The sequence below is a fragment of the Mesorhizobium loti genome (assembly GCF_003148495.1).
Classification (GTDB): Bacteria; Pseudomonadota; Alphaproteobacteria; order Rhizobiales; family Rhizobiaceae; genus Mesorhizobium; species Mesorhizobium loti.
Window position 1 is genome coordinate 1 of the sequence record NZ_QGGH01000028.1, and the last position, 21,462, is coordinate 21,462.

Genomic DNA, 21,462 nt, shown 5'->3' on the forward strand with positions numbered 1-21,462 from the left:
GGTCCGGACTTCGGGAGAGAACTTGTTGGTCGTCTTGCTTGTCATGGCTCCACCTTCTCAGGAATTGGAGCCTCCGATCAACCCGGTGCGGTTCACAGTTCCGCCGTGTCGCAACCCGATACGATAAGCTACTCGCCAACTTTACGGGCTTCGTCAAACTCACCGCTATCGCGATATGGCTCAGATAGTTAAATCGTCACTACCTCCTAGGGATCTTGATTCCGAAATATCGCGTGTGGGCTACATCCAGGATGCGATTGACCCAACTCGAGTAACTATGCCCGGCGGCCCTCGCGGCCAGGGAATAAAAGTTGGTCGTACCAATTGCCGGCAAGGAGTTGATCTCCAGGACAAAGGGCTGACCGGAGCGATCGATCCGAAGGTCGACACGGGCATAATCCCGGCACTGACAGGCACGGAAAGTCGCTACCGAAATATCGCGTATCATCGTCGCAAGACTGCTCCCGACTTGAGCCGGGCAAATGGTCTGCGGCTCTGCGTCGATCATGTGCTTCGCTTCGTAAGTATAAAACGTCTGGCGGTCGCCGAAGTCCAGCTCCACCAAAGGGAACACCTCAAGCTCTTCGTTTCCGAGCAGCGCCGCAGTGATTTCTCGCCCCTCGATGTATTCTTCAACGAGCGCATCCTGTGCAAACTGCGTGATGATTGATTCCACGGCCTGCCTCAACTGAGCGGGTTCGTGTACGAGCTGCAATCCGCGGCTGGCCTCCTGGAGACGCGGCTTTACTACCACTGGGAATCGCAAGCCGCCAGTACACTCGGTCCCTCTAGTCATCACGCGAAAATTCGGCGTCGGCACACCGTGGTCGCGCATGAGTCTCTTGGCGATAACCTTGTCGCTGGCAGCCCCCTGCCCGAGTGGGCTTGATCCGGTGTACGGAACGCCGGCCATCTCGAGCATGGCCGGAACGTGCGTGTAACGATGCTCGCCCTGAATTCCCTCCGCCAAGTTGAAGACAATTCCCGAAGGGCGGGCTTGCGAATCGGGTGGCATGAAGCGCTCGAGAGTAGTGAGCAGTCCCTTATCGCCTTCGCATACCAGCGTCTCGTGGCCGCTCTCTTGCAGTGCCGCCACTAGGCTTTCTACTGCTTCTCCGGGAAAGTATTGCTTCAGATAAGGCTGACCGAATCGGTTGATCACGCCCGTAAGATCATAGTTCTGCACGATAGCTACCCGCATGACCTTGCTCCTTCCATGTTTCTCGCTATTATGTTCGACCGCCAGGCTTGTCGTTCGTCTGCACTGTGTCCTACGCAAGCGGCATGCCATCGAAGATCGTGTGCGAGCAAAAAGGGGAAAGCTATGTGTTTCGCGCCGGAACGGCGGAAAACTTGCGCCTCAGTGTGTCGGGTTCCGAACACAGAGGTCTTCAACCGGAAACAGCTGAACACGGCAACACGGACATCGAATGATGCCGGTCTTCACTTGGCTTCCGGTGCAATCCTGCCACGGGTCAAGTGACGGCGGGGCTGAGCCTGACTTTAGGCTTTAAGCACCGGCATTGAACAGAGCTTCAATGTCCCTGATGTCGTTCGCTGGTGCGCTCGCAATCCTGTCCCTGCCGACAAATAGCCGGCTCGTCCGTGAGGCTGTCGCGAAGCCCAGCCCGATCGGAGCAATCGCTGCCGGTGGCCTGTCGACGATGTTGTTCAGGGTTTCATCTTCGGCAAGAAACGGTTCCTCGGCAGCCCGATGGCGCAAGCGGACGGCGCCAAGGCGATCCTCGGCATCTGGATTGAGCAGACCGAAGGCGCCAAGTTCTGGCTGCGCGTGTCCTTCCTCCGTCGAATGAGCGATCTACCTTGGCGAATTGCGATGGCTAAGAACGATCAGCAGGAAGCTATGAAAAGACCTTGGCTGCCAACTACGGTCGAGCGAGGGACCTCGTGAAATTCGTGGAAGCCAATTCCATTATCGGAATCCTTCGCCCCACGGCAGGCGCAAGAAAGGAGTACGCAATCCAGGGGCCATCAAATTTCAGGGCAAATGCAGATAGCAGGTTGAACAACGTTTCGGTTTGATCAATGAGGAGCACCGCGCCAAGCTGCACTCGACGGATGACATCGACAAGCGTGATTTCGGCTCTCCTGTGCGTTTCTTTGTTCGGCTTCAGGTGAGCTGTTTTTTCGCCCCCGCCTACAGGATTTCCCGTCGAGCACGGCGCCATTCTGGAGCGGACCGAGGCGTCGGTCGTGCCGCCACATTTCCTTGTGCAATATTTGTCCGGCACGGACGACCACGTGGCAAAGAGTGGTGCGAGAGGATGAGAGTGCCGCCACGCAGCCGTTATAGTCGTTCCTCGTTTGTGGCGTCCGTGCGCCGCTTCGGCCCTCGTGACCGCCAATGCCGAACCATCAGCTCGTAGGCACGTTCGGCATTCTCGGCCGCGGCTTTCTCGCTGTTTCGCAACTCCTTCACGTTGTAGGCGTAAGCCGAACCGCGGCGACCGACACAGCGCTCGCCTGGCGCGCCAGCCTTGAGAGCGAGCTGCCTCTGCTTTGCCGCCACCAGCGCCGGGCGAGCCCAGAAGTAGTCCTGCTCCTTTGTCAGCAGATGCCAGATCAACACGGCGAGCTTGCGGGCGGGCGCCACGGCTGCGACCTGATGGCCGCGCTTGTTGCGGATGCGAAGAAAGCCCTGAGCGGTCCGGGCGCCTTCGCCGCCGCCTAGGCGGCCTCGACCAGCATGGCGCGGGCATGGGAACGCCCATGTTTGCTGATCCAGCCGTATTGCGCCAAGCCAAGACCGGATTGACGCACACGAGGATTGAGGCCGAAGTAGCTCACCAGCTTCTGCGGTTCGCGGAACCGCCGGATGTCGCCGACGGCGGCGATGATACCACTCGCGACGATGGCATTCACGCCGGTGATCGTCTGAAGCCGCCGGACTTGCACATCATCAATCGCTTCCCGGGCGATGTCCCGATCGAGGTCGGCCAGATCCTCGGCCAGGCGGTCGATCTCGCGGATGTGGCGAGCGATAGCGGCCCGCTCGTCATCGGGAAGCACCTGCCGCTCGAGCCAGGCGCGACCCCGACGATTGAACAGATCGGCATGCGGGCACGTACTCCGTCCGGGCTTAAACACCTGCCAAAGCTGCGCCTCGATGATCGGCTCCAGAAATGTCTTGACCGCGCCGTGAACAACGCCATCCTTGATCATAGGAATGTCCCAGGGGCCGGATTTGCCCCGTTTACCGGCCTTGGGGATAAGCTTGGGCCGCGCAGGGCTACGTCGGTATGCATCGGAGCGCTATTCAGCCTGAAGCCCTACGAGGAAGCGTTGTTCACCGAGACCATTCCGCATGCGGGCCACGGTCATCCCGTCGATCCCGGCCGTGGTCGGCCTCGGTTGGAGGCTACGCGTTGCCAGGCGTGACGCAGCACAAGCAGATCGATAATGGCGCGACTGATACGGCACGGATGTCGTTTCGTCCCATGCACGGGCCAGCCCAGAGTCCCACATCGTCGCAACACGTGTCCCGTCCCCCGGGACGCTTCTCCAAAGACCAGAGTAAAGAAGCCAGCTGGTTTTTTCCTAGCAGTTCATTTGATTTCCGCCCTGATCCGAAGGAGGAGCCGGCTCAAGTCAGCAACGTGTGAAATCTTGCATTAAACTAAGGCGGTAACCAAAGTAGACCAGCTAGGATCCGCGTGCTTCTTCCAATAAAGGCTGGTTAATTCGCGAGTAATGGCCCCGACTTTTCCGTCTCCGATCGACGCGGCGTCGATTTTCGTCACCGGCATGATCCCGCCGGCGGTAGAGGCGATAAACACCTCGTCAGCGGCTTTAAGCTCGCCACACCCAAGGTCGCCAGCTGTGGCAGACAGGCCCAGCTCACCGCAGAGGTCGAACACCGTTTGACGGGTTATGCCGGGCAGGACGCTGTTTGCCGGCGTTGTTTTTAGACGGCCGGTCCTTAACGGCGAACACATTGAAGCCGGGTCCCTCGGCAATGTTGCCGCTGGTGTCAACAATTAACGCTGTTTCCGCGCCATAGTCATATGCCTCGAGCAGCCCCTGCACGAGGTCCAGCCAGTGGCAATTCTTGATTGCTGGATCAACCGAGGTCGGCGGCATGCGCACAGTGTCGCTGATTGCGATGTGCAGACCGCGCGCGAGTTGCTCCTTGTATCGGATCGGATTGTTCTCACTGTCGCATCGATCATGCTAATGAAGGGAATCGCAACTGCCCCGTCGCAATTCGTCCTCATAAACGTGGGCAGCATTGCAAACCATAACGATGAAATCGGCGCCAGCTGTTTCGAGGCGTCTGCCGCTCGCGGCAAGTGCTGCGGCCGGACTCGGCCCGGTGCCGAGAACGGCCGAGTTAATATCAGGAACCTTGGGATTCCACTCGACGATCATGTGCAGATGGTCGCGATTGCTCTTTATCGGCGTATACTCCAGAACCGAATTCATGAAGGCGACCGTGGCCATGGGACCGAGGCCGCCGATGATTCCGACCGTTTTTGGCGACATAACAAACCTCGAAGTCCTATGGATACTACCGGCGGACGCAGGGAGCCCGCCGCTGGTGCCGACCGAATACCTTGTCGACCGTGAAGAATTCGGAAGCTGCTGATATTCCATAGGAATCGGCCGATTGGCAGATTTCGGAATTGCAGGTAACGGCCAGTTTGTGGATAGTTTTCTTGCAATTCCAGTTTGCGTCCCTGCTTGGCGAAGCGTGATTCACTGCTTTCATCGCAGTGAATCGGAGCCAGGCGATGGGCAGACCACGCGAACGGCGCGAGGCGGGAGAACAGGATCTGTTCCGCGCCCGCCTTGATCAGATCCTCAACATGAACCACGAGTTGGTGCGGCTGGCCCGCACCATCGACTGGCCGGTGCTGGAGGCGCGCTTCGGCGAGGTCTATTGCGACGGGCCAGGAATGCCACCGCTGCCGACCCGGCTGATGGCCGGGCTCGCCATCCTCAAGCACACCTTCAACCTGTCGGACGAGGTGCTGTGTGCGCGCTGGATCGAGAACCCGTACTTCCAGTACCTGTGCAGCGAGGAGTTCTTCCGCCACGAGCTGCCGTTCGACCGCTCCTCGATGACGCGCTGGCGGAGCCGCATGGGCGAGGAGCGGATTGCAGCCCTGCTGCAGGAAAGCCTGGCGGTCGCCGTCAAGACCGGGGCAATGAAGCCGCAGGATACGCGCCGGGTCATCGTTGACACCACCGTGCAGCCCAAGAACGTCATGTTCCCGACCGACGCCAAGCTCTTTCATCGCGCCCGCGAGCGGCTCGTTCGCCTGGCCAGGAAGGCCGGGCTCGACCTGCGCCAGTCCTATGTCCGGGTCGGCAAGCGGGCGCTGATCATGTATCAGCGCTACGCCCATGCCAAACAGTTCAAGCGGGCCAACAAAGCCCTGCGCAGGCTCAGGACCTATCTGGGGCGCACCATCCGGGACATCTCCCGCCAGATCACCGACGAGGCGGCGCTCGAGGCCATCTTCCGCTGGCCGCTCTACCAGGCCTCGACCATTCTGGAGCACAGGCAGCGCCAGCGCGGCCGCAAGATCTGGAGCCTGCATGCGCCGGAGGTCGAGTGCATCGGTAAGGGCAAAGCGCACGCGCCCTACGAGTTCGGGGTGAAGGTGTCCGTGGCGACGACGCTCATGCGCTCAAAGGGCGGTCAGTTCGCCCTGCACGCCATGGCGCTCGCCGGGAACCCCTATGACGGCCATACCCTGGCAACGGTCATCCCGGACATGCAACGGATCATCGGATCCGAAACGCAGCGCATCCTCGCCGATGCCGGCTACCGCGGCCACAACGCGCCGCAAAGCCATATGTGGACGGCTCCCGCTTGCAAGTGTTTTCTGCAGATATTTTTGATCGGATCGCTTGCGTCCATATGTGCGGCCTTTCTGTGTGGTCGCACATGACCACTGGCCAAGATGGTTTCCGCGACGCGCGTTCCAAACAAGTTATCGACCTTTAAGGGCCAGTGGCTTTGACGGAGTTTCACGCGTCTCGGATCGATCGATCGCACCATCTGCTTTTCTCTTGCAAGTTCGCGGCATCAGCTCAGCACGGTAGCGTTCATTCTCTGCTCCACCGTGATGGCCGATCTCTTATGCTGCCAGCCCTGTGGCCTGCGGGATATCTTGGGGTCTTCGGTACGCTTCCCTGCTCATCATCAGCTTCCAAGCGATCCGGGCGATCTTGTTGGCTAGCGCCACCGCAACCAACTTCGGCTTCTTGCGTTGGAGCAACTCAAGGAGCCAGCCGGAGGCGTGTTTACTTCGACCGGTTCTGATTTGTTGAAGAAGAGAAGTGGCACCCACCACCAGCACGCTTCGTAACATCTCATCGCCAGCACGGGTGATCACACCGAGCCTGACTTTGCCGGCCGTCGAATGATCTCTTGGGGTCAGACCAATCCAGGCGGCAAAATCACGTCCGGATTTAAACATCGTCGGGTCCGGCGCCTTCATCATCAAAAGCGAGGCGCCGATCGGTCCGACACCGGGGATTTCCGCCAGCCGTTTGCTGCATTCATCAGCACGATGCAAGGCCATCAGCTTTTCGTCGACAGTTTTGATCTCGGCAAGTAGATCGCGATATTCCTCACCATGCATGGCGAAGAGCTCGCGGGCCAGTTCCGGCAAAGACTTGTCAGCAGCGATGCGCTCCAACAACGGTTCGATCCGGCACATGCCCTTGGCCGCGATGATACCGAACTCCATGGCAAAACCCCGGATAACATTGGAAAGCTGGGTGCGATTGCGGATCACCGACGAGCATCAAACCTGCCTGCTGATCGGCGGTCTTCACCGGCACAAAGCGCATCGTCGGCCGGCTCATCGCCTCACACAATGCTTCTGCATCCGCCGCGTCGTTCTTGCCGCGCTTGACATAAGGCTTTGCTAATTGCGGCGCGATGAGCTTCACCTCGTGACCGAACGAGCTAAGCAATCTCGCCCAGTGATGCGAACCGCCGCACGCCTCAAGCGCAATAGTGGTCGGCGGCGTCTTCTCGAAGAATTTCACCATTTCCCTGCGCGACAGCTTCTTGCGAAGAACCGGCTGCTCGCTTGCATTCACACCATGCAATTGGAAAACGCTCTTTGACGTATCCATACCAATTCGGATAATCTGTTCCACGGACGGTCTCCCTCGATTGAGATTTCAACGAACTCATTCTGGCACATTCGATGCCGTTGGGAGCCGTCCACTCCAACAAGTTCAGGGTCTTCACCGCCGGTCAGAAGCGCCGCGTGACACCGGCCATCAAGCGCCAGATGCGACTACGATCGGCTGTCGAGCCGGTGATCGGCCACATCAAGAGCGAACATAGAATGGGTCGCAATTACCTCGCCCATGCCCAGGGCGATGCGATCAACGCCATCCTGGCGGCCGCCGGCTACAACTTCTCCCTCCTGCTCACTTGGCTGAAGCAATTTTTGTGGCTCTTGATCGCTGCGCTTCACATCCGGCCGAAGCAGCTTACGGCTTAGGACCCGGATTGTTCACGGTCGACTACCTTGGATTCTACCGCCGAAACGCCGTTAGGCATCAAAGAAAGGGGATCAGCATCCAAGGCGAAGTCGGCCAATTGGGATGCGCGGCCATGGTGGCACTCTATCCTTATTCTACGGCAGCTCCCATCCCGTCGTCCTCACCTCGCATTAGATGGGGGGCAGTGCTGTATCGGTACATACCGGACGCGCCGAGTTGGCCCGTACTCGGATCACTCCAACCTCGTTTTCGATCTCGACATTGGTGCCGAACGGCTTCGAGAGCTTCTGTAGCCGTTCCAGAATGGCCTTTGCTTGCGGCGCGGGCGCCAGGCGTGGCACTCCTCGATTAGCTAACCTTTCCGAGCGACGAAGCTCGATTGGATAGAGTCTCAATTCAGCAAGCTGGTTTTCCTCGAAACGGCCCACGATGATGACGCTTTCATAGTAAACCGAGGCGGAGAGTGGTACGAATCCTTCTGGATACGGATAGCCTATTGCCATTTCATGAGCTGTTACGTCCGCATCCGTATCGATCCGCGGATCCTTACCGTGTGCGTCGAACATGTCAGCCCCGACCGGTGTTCTCAGGTCTTGGTTGAAGAAATTCCCCAAGCCGTAAAAGATGGGCCGATCTTTGTAGATTTCGATCCCCCTAACATGATGCGGCCCGTGATTTATATATGCATCTGCTCCGGCATCGATGGTCTTCCGTGCAAATGTTTGTTCATAATCCGGCGGTTGGTTGGTGAATTCCTCCGGCTCGTGCCCGTGATTCGTGGCGATACAGAAATCAGACAGCTGCTTACCGCGACGCACGTTGTGCAGAATACCGTCAACGTCGCGCGGATTGGGTTTAAAGCTGTATCCTGGTCTGTCCCCCACTTCGAAGACTGTCTCGCCAATTGCTACACGGGATGGATCTTTCGGGGGAGGTGCATACCAAGGAAGCATCTCGCGCACCTGCCTCAAGTTCTCAAGTATCTCCGGCGGAACTACTATGCTTCTTGCCAAGCGAAGGGGGTTGAGTCCTGGTCTACCTGGCGCCTCACCGGCCGGGTCGCAGGCACGAGCCATAGGCTCGAATGTCGTTGCAAACGACACCAACGCTACCCGACCCCGAGGGGTCTCCAAAAAACGGGCGGCGCGGGCCTGAGCGAGATTCTCGCCCGCACCTGCATGAACGATCCCGTTCTCATCAAGCGCCCGAGTCGTCTCGCGCATACCTTCGACGCCCCAGTCAAGGGTATGGTTGTTCGCCCGACTGACCATGTTGAAGCCCATGGCCTTTAAGTCAGGTCCCAATTCCGAAGCACCGATCAAATACGCACCGCCGTACTCGGCCTGCGGGCAGCCCTTAGAATGAACGTCCAAGATGTTGGTTTCCAAGTTGCCGAACTTGACGTCAGCACCGTCGAACAGCCTAAGAACCTCGGCAAAGCCCGGATAATAGCCATTTGTTACGGGCCGCGCGTAAAGAAGGTCGCCGGTTGCAGCCACGGTGAAACCGTCTGCAACGTTCGTTTCGATTGAACCCACCGTATCAAAGCCCCCATCTCGCAGGATGGCAGGGTGGCCATGTTCCTGAGTATCCATATCAATCTCCTGCTTCGCGTGGATGTTGCACCTGTCGCAATATTTGTGCCTTCGGGTATCCTATGCCGGATCGGAACCGAGCCAGACTAGCAGGCGGATAACCGCTCGCTTCAGCCAGCTGTCCTGGGATGTCTGTAGCCGGAGCGCGCACATGACATGCCACGACGCGCCCATCTGCCATCGGCACCAAAGGCGGCACGTCGATGCGGCAACGCTCGACGGCGAGCGGACAGCGCGGATGAAACGCGCACCCTTTTGGCGGGTTGATCGGGCTTGGCACCTCGCCCTCAACGGGCGCCTCCAGCCGAACCCGCATCGGGTCGGGCACCGGAGCTGCCGCGATCAGCGCCTCGGTGTAGGGATGGACTGGCTTGGCGAACAGCGCCTCGCTCGGGGCAAGCTCCACGATCCGCCCCAGATACATGACAGCGACGCGATGCGCGATATGCTCCACAACGCCGAGATCATGCGAGATGAAGACGAAGGCGATGCCCATCTGCTGCTGGAGATCCAGAAGCAAATTCAGAATCTGCGCCTGCACGGAGACGTCAAGGGCTGACACCGCTTCGTCGGCGATGATGACAGAGGGGTTGAGCGACAGGGCGCGTGCAATGCCGAGACGCTGGCGCTGACCGCCCGACAATTCGGAAGGGAGCCGGTGCATCATCTCCGGCGACATTCCGACCTTTCGGAGAAGGTCCGCGGCGAGTGCATGGCGCTGCTTCCGGCTGAGGCGCTCGAAATTCTCCACGGGTTCGGTGATGATCTGTCCGGCCGTCAGACGCGGGTTCAGCGACGAGTAGGGATCCTGAAAGACCATCTGCATCCGACGGCGCCAGGAGTGAAGGGCGTCCTTCTTGAGGCCCGCAATGTCGGTTCCGTCGATCAGCACGCGGCCAGCCGTTGGCGCCACGAGCCGCATCAAGAGCCGCGCCACAGTCGACTTGCCGCAGCCGGATTCGCCGACGATGCACAGCGTCTCGCCGGCCTCGACGGAAAAGGATACATCCTCCACCGCTCGGATCACCGGAATGCTTTTCTTAAAGATTCCTGAGCCAAGCGGGTAGTGCTTGGTCAGATTCTCGACTTTCAGCAGAGGACCATTCATACGCCCATCACCTCTTCGGCGCGCCAGCAAGCTGCGGCGTGGCTCGATCCGACATCACGCAGAATGGGTGTCTTGTCGCGGCAAATGTCGATCGCGAACGGGCAGCGCGGCGCAAAGCTGCATCCGACGATGGGCTCGCGCAGGTTTGGCACGATCCCGGGAATTTCTGGAAGGCGGCGCTGTCGGCCGCGCCGCCGATCCGGCACCGATCGCATGAGGCCCTGGGTGTAGGGGTGCGCGGGACGCGCAAACAGATCTATCACGTTCGCTTGTTCTACGATCCGGCCAGCATACATCACGATCACGCGTTGGCATGTCTCGGCGACAACGCCTAGATCATGCGTGATGAACATCACGGCCGTTCCAGTGCGCTCTTTCAGGTCGACGATGAGCCGCAGGATCTGCGCCTGGATTGTGACATCGAGCGCCGTCGTCGGCTCGTCGGCAATCAACAGTTCCGGTGAGCAGGCCAGGGCTATGGCGATCATGGCGCGCTGGCGCATCCCACCCGATAGTTCATGCGGATAGTTGTTGACGCGACGCTCGGGGTCCGCGATGCGGACGAGACGGAGCATCTCTTCGGCCTTTTCCATCGCAACCGAGCGAGACGCTTTCGTATGGATCTGCACCGCCTCGGCGATCTGGTGGCCGACCGTATAGACCGGGTTCAAGCTCGTCATCGGCTCCTGGAAGATCATGGCGATCTGGTCGCCGCGGATCTTTCGCATCTCCCGATCGGACAGCTCAAGGATGTCGCGTCCGTGAAAGCGGATTTCGCCGCCGACCGTCCTGGCGGACAGCTTCGGCAGCAGGCGAAGGATGGAGAGAGCGGTGACGCTCTTCCCGCATCCGGATTCGCCGACGACGCCGAGCGTTTCGCCTTTCTTCACCTGGAAGCTGATGCCACCGAGGGCGCGGGTGACGCTTTCCTCGCCGTAGAAGTGCGTCTCAAGGTCGCGAATGTCGAGCAGCACATCCTCTTCTATAGATTCTCGCATCAGCATGTCAGCGTCTCCGCTTTGAGCGGGGATCGAACATGTCGCGCAGGCCGTCGCCGAGAAGATTGACGGCAAGGACTGTGACGGCAAGGCAGATACCGGGGGCAAAGATCGTCAATGGGGCGATGGCGAGATACAGGCGCGAACTGGCGATCATGTTACCCCAGCTCGGAATCTCGGGCGGCACGCCCACGCCAAGGAAGCTCAGCCCCGCCTCCGTCAGGATCGCGCTGGCGCAGACGGTAGCGCCCTGGACCATGAGCGCCGGAATGGTGCTCGGCAGGATATGCCGCCACAGCACCTTGGGCAGTCGCGCACCGCCGCAGAGCGCGGCCTCCACGTAGGGACGCTCGCGAACCCCCAGAACCACAGAACGAACCAGCCGCGCGACGGCTGGTGTCTCGGGGATCGCGATGGCGACGATGAGGATGCCGATTCCGGGTCCTGTCAGAGAGATGAGCGCAATGGCCAGCAGAATCGTCGGGATCGACATCAGGCCGTCCATGACCCGCATGACGACATTGTCGAAGCTGCGGCTGTAGCCGGCGATGACCCCGATCAGAGCCCCGGCAAGAGCCGCGCATGCCGCTGACAGCAATCCGACCATGAGGGAGATTCGGGCGCCGAAGATGGTTCGCGCAAACACGTCCCGGCCCAGATTGTCGCTCCCGAACCACATCTCGGCGGACGGGGGCTGGAGGCGCTTGAACGGATCCATGTTCACTGCATCGCCGGCGTAAAGCGGGGCGGCGATTGCCAGAATGCTCAGGACCGCCAACAGGCCGCCGCCGACCAGGACCAGCGGGTGCCGCCTTCCCAGACGGGGAACATCGGATAGCCGCAGCTGCCTCATCGGCACGGCTTCGACAGGTGTGGAGAGGAGGTTCATATCAGTACCGGATACGGGGATCGATCAGCGTGTAGGCCAGATCGACCGTGAGGTTGATAAGGACGTACAGACCCGAAGTCAGGATGAGCACGCTCTGGATGATGGGATAGTCGCGATTGTTGATCGCATCCACGACCAGACGACCGATGCCGGGTATGTTGAAGACCGTTTCCGTGAGGACGACGCCGCCGATCAGATAGGCGAAGCTTATGCCTATGACAGTCAGGATGGGGACGCCGGCATTCTTCAGAGCGTGGTGGAAAAGCATTGCATAGGACGATGCGCCCTTGGCCGCAGCCGTTCGCATATAGTCTTCCGACAGCACCTCAAGCATGCTCGCCCGCGTAACCCGCGCGATAAATGCAATGTAGCCAAAACCTAAAGCCACGGTGGGCAGGATCAGGTGCACAAACCAAGGTCTGAACCCGCCCTCGATCGGGACGTATCCCTGCACCGGCAGCCAGTGCATCCTGAAGGCGAAGAAGTATATGAAGAAATAACCGATGACAAAGACCGGGACGGAATAACCAAGTGCCGAAAAGGCCGCAAGGAGGCGGTCGACGAGCCCGCCAGTTCTCCACGCAGCGAGGATACCGAAGGAAACTCCGACCGTCACCGAAAGGATCATCGTCAGGATCGATAGGGAAAGGGTCGGCTCAAGCCGTTGCGAGATCAGTTCGAGCACCGGTCGTCCAGCAAAGATCGAGGTGCCGAAATCACCGCCGAGCATGTCGCGCACCCAACGTATGAACTGAACCGGCATGGGATCGTTCAGGCCCAGCTTTTCACGGATGCCGGCGATCATCTCCGCCGTGGCCGACCTGCCGGCTATCATGGCCGCCGGATCGCCCGGCGCCAGCCTAAGAAGTAGAAATACGAAAATCCCGACCATCGCCATGACGGCGATGGTCGAAACCAGTCTGCGGAAGATGAAACCAGCCATCGCTCAGGCTTTTTCCATGTTCCACAGCGGGAGGATGTCAGGCATGCCGATGATACCAGTAAGTATCTTGCGGTGTGCGATCGGCGCCGTAAATTGGCCCAGAAGAACCTCGGACACATAATCCCATGCAATTGCCTGCATTTTGCGGGCCAGAGCCTTGCGCTCATCCACCGCATCAAGATCGGCCCATTTGGCACGGAGGGCCTCATACTCTTCGCTCTGTGGCCAGCCGTACCATGCTTTCTCCCCATTCATCGAGAGATGCGCTACAGTCATAGGCTGACTACGGGAGAAGTCGGTGTCGCTTGTTATGAAGATGCTCCAGCCTCCCTCCTCGACGGCCTCTTTTTTTGATCGGCGCGCGGAAACCCCGGCCCAGTCGCTTGCTGCAAGCTCGACATTAATCCCGATCTTTCGTAGAGCACCTGCCAGAATCTGCGAAGTGTTACTGCCGTCTGCCCAGTCCGTTGGCTGCAGAATGACAACTTTTTCGCCAGCATATCCTGCCTCATTGAAGAGCTGCTTCGCCTTTTCCGGGTCGCCTCCCTTCTTGAACCATCCCGTATTCTCATCGTTAGTTGCGAGATTACCGCTGCCAAACCATGACGTGACAGTATTCGTGTACTTCGGGTCGGAGGAAAGAACTTGTAGAAACGCTTCTTGATCGACCAGGTGAAGCATCGCCTGGCGCGCCTTGACGTTGTCGAACGGCTTTTGCAAGCAATTAATGCGGAGAAAAAAGTCATGACCATGCTTATACAGCGGCAGAAGCACGAGATTTGGATCACTCTCGATCACTGAAAAAAGATCGGCAGGTGGCTGTGTGTACAGGTCAATCTCACCTGCTTGGAGAGCTGCTACAGCGGTCTGCGCATCGCGAATATTTTCCAGAATTACGCGATTGACCTTGACGATCTTCCCGCCGGCCAATCCGTCAGCTGGCTCCGGGCGCGGTACATACTGTTCATTGCGGTCGTAAGTTAAGCTAGCACCCGGCCTGAAGAGCGATTCATTGAACTTGAACGGTCCCGATCCGATGTTGGTGGTCACTGCTTCTGTTGCAGGCGTATCCGCGTTCTTCTCCCGCATTATGTAGAGAATATCCGCCAATAAACTGGGGAGAAGCCCCAGTGGCTCCTTAAGCGCAATGGCAAAAGTCTTATCATCCTTCTTCGAAATGTCCTGAACACGTGCCATCATAAATTGGCCCCCGGGTCGAATTTGGGCCCAACGACGGATGGACGCCACACAGTCCGCCGCGGTGACGGGAGTGCCATCGTGCCAGCCCAGGCCATCGCGGAGTTCGAACGTATAGGTTTTTTTGTCGTCGGAGACGCCCCATTTCCCCACCATTTGCGGCTGAGGCACGAATTTGGAATCAAGCGCGAACAGCGTGTCGTAGATCGCCGCAGCGTGGTCGGTGGTGTCTTGAGAAGTCGTAATGACGGGATCGAATACACTCGGTACGCCCCAGTTCATCATGCGTACCGTCCGAGCGTCGACCGGTACCGTCTGCGCCCGCAGAACGGAAGGGATCGATAAAGCCGCCCCGGCGGCGATACCCGCCCTGAAGAGATTGCGTCGCGAGATCGTCATTTTTTTGTTCCCCTATTTAGCTGCTGGCACGGTTAAGCCGCCCTTATTGGGTCTGCCGATGCAACAATCGATGGTCTCTCTTCTCGTCACTTGGACGGCTGCATCTAGCGGATGCTACCACTTGGGTGGGACAATTTGCGTCAAAATTGGCCCACTGCTGAAATGCGAGCCGCGCAAAGCTGCGTTGTCTGAAATGTCTTGGCCTCTTGGGACACCAATCGGCGGCTCGTCTGCAGACCGTCTGAAACCCACTCGACGCGTTAAGCCATGTCGCCACCTTCTGCCATTAACGTGGATCTCGACGCCTGGATCGAGACGCGCTTTGCCCTCGGATCCCGGGGGGTAAGCCGTGACTTGGCGGCCTATGCAGATAAGCGCAAAGGCGCGCCCTGCCATCTGTCACGTCGCATATCTCGCACATGGAGTTTGACCATTTTTTGGCTACCTCGACCCAATTTATCGCCAGCCTCTGCGTCGGCTCACCGCGTCGCTCCAACAATTTCGGCCGCAATTGATCTCGCCGGAGCGACTCTGTCATTATGCGCTCACCTTGGCCGATGGGTACATGCGCGGTTCAAAACAACCGGACCTCGTAGTCGTCACATTGAGAACGACGACATCACCGTGGCCAATGATGGGACGCCGCTCGAAAAGTTTGGATTCTGCTTCCGGTATACCACTTGAGGCCGCAACCAATGGCTCTCGCCGAGTTCCGGGTTCTCGTAATCGCTCCCGGGATCATAAATCATGCCGATCTTCTCCATGACCCTTTGGCTCGGCGCGTTCTCCCTGGCTGTGAAGGCTGCGACCTCCGGCAGACCGATTGACCAGGCGTAGTCGAGCCATGCCCGCGCACCTTCCGGCGAGTCCTTGGCCCCAATGCTCTTTTGCAAGAAAACATCCTATTTCGACGCTCCGATGGCTGGGAAGTCCCGCCTGCATGGCCTCAGCGAGGACGGCGAGCCCGATCATACCGATAAACTCGCCGCTGCCCTTCATCTCCGCCGCCTGAAAATCAAAACCGTTGGTCCGGGCACGCTCGATCGCAAGGTCGGTACTGACATTGGCTTCCTCGACCGTCAGCACTTTAGGATGGAAGCGTCTTCGTCCGCATCACCGTAAATTCGTGCCATTGGGATCCTGTCTTTGTCTCTCCCAAGGCCGCGGTTGAGACGTTCTGTCATCAGCTTCATCGGTCAAACTCATCCATTACTGTTTGGACACTTTCGTGAATCATATCGTATCCCCACACGATCCCCGACCCGAGGTTGAGCGTCCTCAGCACGGCAAGCTGACAACCGCCAAGGGTGAAGAATTTTGAGAGGGCGCGTATGGTGACCTCGTCGCCGCTAGTGGTGCTCATCGCGTTCCGCGCTCAGTTGACTTTGGTTTCGCCTGGCCGGTACAGGATGTCAGCGGTTTCAGCTTTCCCTTGGATGCCGCGGTTGGTCGCCTGGGACTCCTCGCACAGGGCGAAGCCGGTCCAGTAGCGCTCCAGGTCGCCGTTTTCGCCGCTTGTTCAGAATGTTGGCGTGCACCTTGCGCGCTTCGTCCGGGTAGATTGCATAATCCTGACCTGTTGGCTCGCACCGCTATTAATCGATCGCGCAGCAAACGTCCGCGTTATGGTACGGTTCTTATGATACCTCTTCAAGGAGGCAGGACCACGACATTTGGCCTGGCACCCTGACCCGGTCAAACTTTGAGCCCGAAGCCCACCAGTTTCCTGCGCATTACTGAGGCGGACGGCGAAATTCCAAGAACTGGTAGTTCGTTCCATCAACGACAACGGACCCAAAGTGGGTAAAGCCTTGTCGGGTTCTCGCTCTGAGAGATCGTATATTCATTGGGGGTATGAAAGAGACCAACCGATCGATAGGTTGGGTTGCCAAGGCGAATTCGATCACTGGCTTAGAGCTTTCAGGACCAATCCCCTGACCGCACCGGGCTCCAAACAAGATGCATCCGACTTCAAGGGCTTTGTCGTCGAATCGGCGCAGCCCGGACCGCCCCACGAAGCGCAAGTCGCCATTGTCATCTCGTTCATAGACCACCCAGAATCCATAACCGCAGGTTTCCCATTCGTGAAGATAGCCGCGGTCATCGGAGGCGATTGCTCAGAAGAAGCCCTTCTTGACCTCCCGCGTCCGGGATCGAGCACCGGCGCGGTTGACTCGTCCATGAATAGGCGCTCTGCCGCCGTGCATAACTTACATCGCATGATTGAAGCCGTGCTCACCAAAGCAAGGACGAAAGTCTGAAGACCCTGAGGGTTGCCGTCATGGACGCAGACGGTAATCGGATCGTTTTCCAGAAGCAGGATGGCGCCTCAATGCTGCGCTTGAAGATTGCGGCCGGCAAAGGCCTACAGCGCGTTGGCCGTCGCTTCGGGTCACGTTGGCTCGACAAGGCTGCGACCCGATAGGCCGCACGGGGCTGTCACGTTGTTTGAAGGACCGGCGCGCTAAGGCCCGCACTGACAGTTTCAGGCGAGCTGGCTACTGACGCTGACGGCTCATCGGCATAAGCTTCGTCTATCTGATCGGCGGGGTTGTTCTTACGGAAACGGTGTTCAACATACCCGGTATCGGTCGTCTGGTCGTCGATGCGATCAACAACCGCGACTTCCCATAATCCAGAGCGTGCTCATCCTGACTTCGGGTCTGTACGTCTTTATCAACCTCACGGTCGATCTGGCCTTTACGCTGATCGATCCACGGATCCGGTACTGATATGACGCTCATCTCCGCACCAGTTGAAGCCGTGCCGATGGGTCGGCTGCAGCTATCGGATCTTCTCCGCCTCTCATGGTCGGATTGCTATCGGCGGCATGCGCGGCTCTTGCCAGGGCTCTGATCGGCGTCATCGCCGCCTACAGCCGCAGCTTTGATAATATCGTCATGCGGATCATGGATGGCCTAATATCGATCCCCCATCGCGACCGCGCGACCCAGCTCCTAGCGAGAAAGATAGGCTGGGAACGAGCCGCCCGTGAGGATGCCTCACACCCTCGGGGGGCGACATGACAGCTGGATATTCAGTGGGCATAGAGACCCCTCCTTTAAAAAAGGTCCGCAAGGTTTGCATTTTTTGCAAGTGCTTTTTCCCTCGGTATCGGCCTAGCAGGGTATCTCATTTCAAACCGCCCCAGTTTCCGAAGCTAGCATTTCAACAAACGATACTTTTCGGCACAAACCTTCCTGTCTTGGGTAGTACAACAATCAGCCATTGTTGTCGAAAAGACGATACGGAAATCTAACGTCAAAAGTTTCCCTCCCCCGGACCCATCATGTCTCGGGCGCCATTCATCGAAGAGGTTCTCATGGGCTACCGCATCCTGACTGGCTACATCAACCAGGAGACAAACACCTTCAACAAAATACCGACCACGCTCGAACATTTCCGGGTCTCGGGATTGCTGCTGGGCGATGAGATTCCGCCGGCGTTGCGCGGTACGCACACTTCACTGGGCGCTACATTCGAGGCGGCAGAGAAATTCGGCTGGACGCTGTCTCATCCACTCGTCGCCTTTGCGGACGCAGGGGGCAGAGTGACGGGGGAAACATTTGAGCAGCTTTGCGACTGGTTCCTTACAGGGGCCAAAGGCTGCGATGGAGCGCTCTTCGAGTTGCATGGGGCTATGGTTGCCGAGGGCTGCGAAGACCCGGAAGGCGAGATCCTTGCACGACTGCGTACTGTGCTCGGGCCGGACGCGCCGATCGTCGCTACGCTCGACCTGCATGCCAACGTCACGGCAAAGATGGCGGCAAACGCCTCAGCGCTGATTGCAGTACGGACGTATCCTCATATTGACTATTATGAACGCGCCTGGCAGGGCGCAGAACTGCTCGACCGCGCTCTGCGCGGTGAGATTCGCCCCCGCACGGTCATCGCCAAGCGCCCGATGGTGTATGGTCTCGATGGCGGGCGTACTCAGGTAGGCCCGATGCGCGAGCTGATCAACCGCGGCGAGGCGTTGGAGGCCTCCGGAAAGGCACTGGTAGTCAGCGTCTGCGCTGGATTCGAACTGAGCGACATCTACGATGTCGGGCCCAGCGTCACCGTTACTGCCGATGGCGATACCACCGCGGCGCAGCGCATTGCAGAGGAATTTATGGATTACGCATGGGAGACACGTGAGTTTGTCTCCTCCCCTTGGACATCAGCCACCGCTGCCCAAGCAGTGGAGCAAGCAAAATCTGGCGAATTGCATGCCAAAAAGCCCTTAGTGCTCGCTGATAACAGCGACAATCCGGGCGGCGGTGCATACGGAGACGCTACGGATTTGCTGCGAGTTATGATCGCAGCCGACCTCCAGAACGCCGCCTTCCATGCGATCTTCGATCCTGCGGCGGTTCAGGCCGGCATCGCCATCGGTGTGGGGAACAGGGGGCGGATCGTTCTTGGTGGCAAGCATGCCCCTGAGATGGGCGGTGGACCGCTCGAAGTCGAAGGGCAGGTGGTGTCAATAACTAGCGGACATTTCCGCTGCTATGGTCCTTCGTTTCTTGGCGGAGGCGTGTGGAACAGCTTCGGGCCGAGCCTGATGCTCCGTGTGGGCGGCATCGAAGTCGCGGTAATTTCGCGAAACTGCCAAGGAGTCGACCTTGCGCAACTTACCTCTCTTGGCGTGGACCCGTTTCACTGCGCGACTATCGCGCTAAAGTCGTCTCATCATTTCCGTGCGGCCTTCGAACCGATCGCGCGCGAAGTGCTCATGGTGGACGGGGGTGGGATGTTGGGCTCGGAACTGCTGTCAAGATTGTGCCATGTCCGCCGTCCGATCTGGCCACTTGACGACATCAAACTCTAGGATACGGGGAATTAAATTGGCTGTCCATGCCAGAGCAAAGTTTGTCAGAAACTGCGCTACATCGGCAGTTTCGCAGCGAGCGAGAGAAAACATGGGGGATGGGGCGACTTCGACGGGCGGCGCGCCGGCACCAAGCGTTGGGCTGTAGTGACAATTTAACGGCTTGGGATTCCCATTGCGATGCAAATCAGATTCAAGGCTGACTTTTGGAGGTCGGCTTTGGAAGGTGAGGTCCCACGCGGCGGTCAGTGGGAGCAGATCGAGCCGTTTGTGCCGGGCGGACGCAAGGGCAAGCGCGGCCCTCGTAGCAATGGCCGGCGCTTCTTCGATGCGCTTTTGTTGATGGCTCGCTCTGGCACGCTGGCGCGATCTGCCAGAGCGGTTTGGTCCGCATCAGAGGGCAAAGCGACGTTACTACCGCTGGATCGAAGCGGGCGTGTTCGACCGCATGTTCGAAGCGATCAGCAGCGATCCCGATTTTGGAATGGCTGATGATCGACGCGACCGTTATCCGCCCTCAGGCCCAAGCTGCAGGGGCCCGGCCTGTCGATACGCCTCGCCATGGCGGCGGAAGATATCCGCCACCTCCAGTCTCGCCGACATGGGCGGGACCGGTCAGCCCGGCGGCACGACTTCGATGTTCAGCCGTTCGAGCCGGCTCGTCGTGCGCCGGATGAGGCCGTTCGAGACCTTGGTGTAGCGCGCCGTCGAGGAAAGATTGTTGTGGCCAAGCAGCACCTGGATGATGCGGATATCGGTGCCGTTCTCGAGCAGATGCGTGGCGAAGCTGTGCCTGAGCGTGTGGACCGTCACGCGCTTGTCGATGCCGGCGGCGGCTCGCGCCGAGCGGCAGGCCGAATACAGCACCTGCACGTCGATGGGCCGATTGGCGTCTCGGCCGGGAAACAGCCAGCCCTGCGGCTTCGCCAGACGCCAGTAGACCCGCAGGATACGCAGCAGCTGCGCCGACAGCATCACGGTGCGGTCCTTGCCGCCCTTGCCATGCTCGACACGGATCACCCCGCGACCGCTGTCGATGTCGCCGGCCTTCAGCCCGACAGTCTCCGAGGCGCGAAGACCTGCTGCGTAGGCCGTCGTCAGCGCCGTACGGCTCTTCAGGCTCGGCACCGCCTCCAGGAAGGCGACGACCTCGTCGGCGCTCAACACCACCGGCAGCGTGCGTGGCGAGCGAGCATAGACGATCCGCTCCGGAATCTCGGCATGGCCCAGCGTCACGCCGTAGAAGAACCGCAGCGCGCACACCGTCTGGTTCAGCGCTGGCCACGAGATTCCGGTCGACACCAGATGAACTTGGAAGGCGCGGACGTCCTCCAGACCGAGCCGGTCCGGCGAACGGCCAAAGTAGCGCGAAAACTTCGCCACGGCATGCACGTAGGATCGCTGCGTGGCCGGCGACAGATTACGGATCGTCAAATCCTCGATCATGCGCCGGCGAAGCGGGCTCAACTCAGCCATTTTATTGCTCCTGTTCTCAAGATTGCGCTTCAACAGCCGCAATCCTCTAAAACAGAAGCTTCACCCGCAAACCGACCCGCCAAATGCCGCGTCAGCGGCTTCGTTGTGTGCCCAGCATGTTCAACCGCCTGGGGGTGAAAGTCCCCTAGCCAACCTGATGGAGGTGAAGACTTAGCAAAGCGCAAGGGCATTACCGCGAGGTGGTGTGTCTGAAGGAAGCGTGGAGCAAAACCGCGACCTGACGAACAGAAACCGGATATGAGGCATCCCTGGCCGGACGAGCGGGCAACGTGTCGCGAAGTCCATATCCATCAAAGGGCAGGGCTGTAGATCCGGCAGGTGCGCGGGGAAGGCGATTGAACTTACCTGGGGAGGCCTGCGTCATGTTCCGACTTCGGAACTGAGGGAACCGCAAGGTGACCTGACCGTGATGCAGGAGTCAGCAGAGGGCGTAGTAATACCAACGGTCATTTTGATTGACCGACGTGTGCCCAGTCCCGCATCCCGATGGAGTTTATTGTCTCAGGTTGCGTGAGGAGTTTTCGCCAAG

General features: G+C 59.0%; 13 protein-coding genes and 10 pseudogenes. 8 read left to right on the forward strand and 15 right to left on the reverse strand.

Translation table 11 applies throughout. The features are described 5' to 3' along the window. Nucleotides 1–98 precede the first annotated feature (98 nt). Nucleotides 99–188: pseudogene (locus C8D77_RS36120) on the forward strand (IS5/IS1182 family transposase); the annotation flags it as partial. Between the two features lie 11 nt (nt 189–199). On the opposite strand, the gene C8D77_RS36125 reads toward C8D77_RS36120, so the two are convergent. Then, nucleotides 200–1,201, reverse strand: coding sequence for a D-alanine--D-alanine ligase family protein (locus C8D77_RS36125; protein WP_109672647.1), 1,002 nt, complete (start codon nt 1,199–1,201; stop codon nt 200–202). 522 nt (nt 1,202–1,723) lie between these two features. Between C8D77_RS36125 and C8D77_RS38185 the strand changes: the two are divergent. Further along, nucleotides 1,724–1,795 (forward strand): annotated as a pseudogene (locus C8D77_RS38185) (transposase); the annotation flags it as partial. Between the two features lie 513 nt (nt 1,796–2,308). Here the strand turns inward: C8D77_RS38185 and C8D77_RS38645 are convergent. The 4 genes and pseudogenes from C8D77_RS38645 to C8D77_RS37945 form a co-directional block, all read right to left on the reverse strand. Next, entirely contained in the window at nt 2,309–2,614 is a 306-nt protein-coding gene (locus C8D77_RS38645) for a hypothetical protein (RefSeq protein WP_245951972.1), read from the reverse strand. A 74-nt stretch (nt 2,615–2,688) separates the two neighbouring features. After that, a complete protein-coding gene (locus C8D77_RS38650; RefSeq protein ID WP_245951973.1) occupies nt 2,689–3,183 on the reverse strand; it encodes a transposase in 495 nt (164 codons plus the stop codon). A 449-nt stretch (nt 3,184–3,632) separates the two neighbouring features. Then, nucleotides 3,633–4,149 (reverse strand): annotated as a pseudogene (locus C8D77_RS36150) (aminotransferase class IV); the annotation flags it as partial. Between the two features lie 42 nt (nt 4,150–4,191). Continuing rightward, a complete protein-coding gene (locus C8D77_RS37945; protein ID WP_109672651.1) occupies nt 4,192–4,614 on the reverse strand; it encodes an aspartate/glutamate racemase family protein in 423 nt (140 codons plus the stop codon). Between the two features lie 137 nt (nt 4,615–4,751). Here C8D77_RS37945 and C8D77_RS36160 point away from each other — a divergent pair. Further along, nucleotides 4,752–5,822 (forward strand): annotated as a pseudogene (locus C8D77_RS36160) (IS5 family transposase); the annotation flags it as partial. 285 nt (nt 5,823–6,107) lie between these two features. Here the strand turns inward: C8D77_RS36160 and C8D77_RS36165 are convergent. Beyond that, nucleotides 6,108–7,140 (reverse strand): annotated as a pseudogene (locus C8D77_RS36165) (IS110 family RNA-guided transposase). A gap of 71 nt (nt 7,141–7,211) precedes the next feature. On the opposite strand from C8D77_RS36165, the pseudogene C8D77_RS36170 reads away from it, so the two are divergent. Then, a pseudogene (locus C8D77_RS36170) lies at nt 7,212–7,493 on the forward strand (IS5/IS1182 family transposase); the annotation flags it as partial. Nucleotides 7,494–7,664: 171 nt separating this feature from the next. Here C8D77_RS36170 and C8D77_RS36175 read toward each other — a convergent pair. The 8 genes and pseudogenes from C8D77_RS36175 to C8D77_RS36215 all read right to left on the reverse strand — a co-directional run bounded on the left by C8D77_RS36175 (nt 7,665) and on the right by C8D77_RS36215 (nt 16,737). Further along, complete coding sequence (locus C8D77_RS36175) at nt 7,665–9,089, reverse strand: CapA family protein (RefSeq protein WP_109672653.1); 1,425 nt, start codon at nt 9,087–9,089, stop codon at nt 7,665–7,667. A 1-nt stretch (nt 9,090) separates the two neighbouring features. Then, nucleotides 9,091–10,197 (reverse strand): ABC transporter ATP-binding protein, encoded by a 1,107-nt coding sequence (locus tag C8D77_RS36180; protein ID WP_245951974.1) that lies wholly within the window; start codon nt 10,195–10,197, stop codon nt 9,091–9,093. Continuing rightward, nucleotides 10,194–11,195 carry an ABC transporter ATP-binding protein gene (locus C8D77_RS36185; RefSeq protein ID WP_425453807.1) on the reverse strand — a complete coding sequence of 334 codons (1,002 nt, stop codon included), beginning with the start codon at nt 11,193–11,195 and terminating at the stop codon, nt 10,194–10,196. The genes C8D77_RS36180 and C8D77_RS36185 overlap by 4 nt, the downstream gene beginning before the upstream one ends. 7 nt (nt 11,196–11,202) lie before the next feature. Then, a complete protein-coding gene (locus tag C8D77_RS36190) occupies nt 11,203–12,084 on the reverse strand; it encodes an ABC transporter permease (protein WP_109672657.1) in 882 nt (293 codons plus the stop codon). A 1-nt stretch (nt 12,085) separates the two neighbouring features. After that, a complete protein-coding gene (locus tag C8D77_RS36195) occupies nt 12,086–13,027 on the reverse strand; it encodes an ABC transporter permease (protein ID WP_109672659.1) in 942 nt (313 codons plus the stop codon). 3 nt (nt 13,028–13,030) lie between these two features. Next, nucleotides 13,031–14,623 (reverse strand): ABC transporter substrate-binding protein, encoded by a 1,593-nt coding sequence (locus tag C8D77_RS36200; protein ID WP_109672661.1) that lies wholly within the window; start codon nt 14,621–14,623, stop codon nt 13,031–13,033. A 599-nt stretch (nt 14,624–15,222) separates the two neighbouring features. Further along, nucleotides 15,223–15,709, reverse strand: a pseudogene (locus C8D77_RS39185) (GNAT family N-acetyltransferase). 647 nt (nt 15,710–16,356) lie between these two features. Continuing rightward, on the reverse strand, nt 16,357–16,737 hold the full coding sequence (locus C8D77_RS36215) for a GNAT family N-acetyltransferase (protein ID WP_109672668.1): 381 nt from the start codon (nt 16,735–16,737) through the stop codon (nt 16,357–16,359). A 400-nt stretch (nt 16,738–17,137) separates the two neighbouring features. Here C8D77_RS36215 and C8D77_RS36220 point away from each other — a divergent pair. From C8D77_RS36220 to C8D77_RS36235, 4 genes and pseudogenes are all read left to right on the forward strand, one after another. Next, nucleotides 17,138–17,355: pseudogene (locus C8D77_RS36220) on the forward strand (ABC transporter permease subunit); the annotation flags it as partial. A 72-nt stretch (nt 17,356–17,427) separates the two neighbouring features. Beyond that, nucleotides 17,428–17,556, forward strand: a pseudogene (locus C8D77_RS38655) (ABC transporter permease); the annotation flags it as partial. A gap of 389 nt (nt 17,557–17,945) precedes the next feature. Continuing rightward, entirely contained in the window at nt 17,946–19,436 is a 1,491-nt protein-coding gene (locus C8D77_RS36230; RefSeq protein WP_170136921.1) for a M81 family metallopeptidase, read from the forward strand. A gap of 180 nt (nt 19,437–19,616) precedes the next feature. Further along, a pseudogene (locus C8D77_RS36235) lies at nt 19,617–19,978 on the forward strand (transposase); the annotation flags it as partial. Nucleotides 19,979–20,051: 73 nt separating this feature from the next. Here C8D77_RS36235 and C8D77_RS36240 read toward each other — a convergent pair. Further along, the gene (locus tag C8D77_RS36240) at nt 20,052–20,912 is read right to left on the reverse strand and encodes a site-specific integrase (RefSeq protein ID WP_109672672.1); all 861 of its coding nucleotides are present in this window, start codon (nt 20,910–20,912) and stop codon (nt 20,052–20,054) included. Nucleotides 20,913–21,462: the final 550 nt, after the last annotated feature.